This window comes from Mesorhizobium sp. SARCC-RB16n, assembly GCF_008520305.1.
Classification (GTDB): Bacteria; Pseudomonadota; Alphaproteobacteria; order Rhizobiales; family Rhizobiaceae; genus Mesorhizobium.
Map to the genome: position 1 here is coordinate 1 of NZ_ML703321.1, position 1,169 is coordinate 1,169.

Genomic DNA, 1,169 nt, shown 5'->3' on the forward strand with positions numbered 1-1,169 from the left:
TTGATGGTGACGACGATGCCGGCACCGACGGTGCGGCCGCCTTCACGGATGGCGAAGCGCAGCTTCTCTTCCATGGCGATCGGCACGATCAGCTCGACATCGACCGTGATGTTGTCGCCTGGCATCACCATCTCGGTGCCTTCCGGCAGCGACACGATGCCGGTCACGTCGGTCGTGCGGAAGTAGAACTGCGGACGGTAGTTGGTGAAGAACGGCGTGTGACGGCCACCTTCGTCCTTGGTCAGGATGTAGGCTTCGGCCACGAACTTCTTGTGTGGCTTGACCGTGCCCGGCTTGGCCAGAACCTGGCCGCGCTCGACACCTTCACGGTCAACGCCGCGCAGCAGCGCGCCGATGTTGTCGCCAGCCTGGCCCTGATCGAGCAGCTTGCGGAACATCTCCACGCCCGTGCAAGTCGTCTTGGTCGTCGGACGGATGCCGATGATTTCCAGCTCCTCGCCGACCTTGACCACGCCGCGCTCGACGCGGCCGGTCACGACCGTGCCACGACCCGAGATCGAGAACACGTCCTCGATCGGCATCAGGAACGGCTTGTCCAGCGGACGAACCGGCGTCGGGATGTAGGCGTCGACCTGAGCCATCAGCTCGCGGATCGCGTCCTCGCCGATCGTCTTGTTCGAATCCTCGAGTGCCGCCAGCGCCGAACCCTTGACGATCGGAATGTCGTCGCCGGGGAATTCGTTCTTCGACAAAAGCTCGCGAACCTCGAGCTCGACCAGTTCGAGCAGCTCGGCATCGTCGACCTGGTCGACCTTGTTCAGGAACACCACGATCGACGGCACGCCGACCTGACGGGCAAGCAGGATGTGCTCGCGGGTCTGCGGCATCGGGCCGTCGGCGGCCGACACGACCAGGATCGCGCCGTCCATCTGCGCGGCACCGGTGATCATGTTCTTCACATAGTCGGCGTGGCCGGGGCAGTCGACGTGCGCGTAGTGGCGGTTGGCCGTCTCGTATTCGACGTGAGCCGTCGAGATCGTGATGCCGCGCGCCTTCTCTTCCGGCGCCGCGTCGATCTGGTCATAGCGCTTGTATTCGCCAAAATACTTGGTGATCGCAGCCGTCAGCGACGTCTTGCCATGGTCGACGTGACCAATCGTGCCGATGTTCACATGAGGCTTAGTGCGCTCGAATTTACCTTTTGCCAT

1 protein-coding gene is annotated in these 1,169 nt (G+C 63.0%); it reads right to left on the reverse strand.

All coding sequences use genetic code 11. The features are described from left to right. The coding region (gene tuf, locus C7I87_RS34825; protein WP_095205387.1) for an elongation factor Tu at window positions 1–1,169 on the reverse strand (1,169 nt) is incomplete at both ends.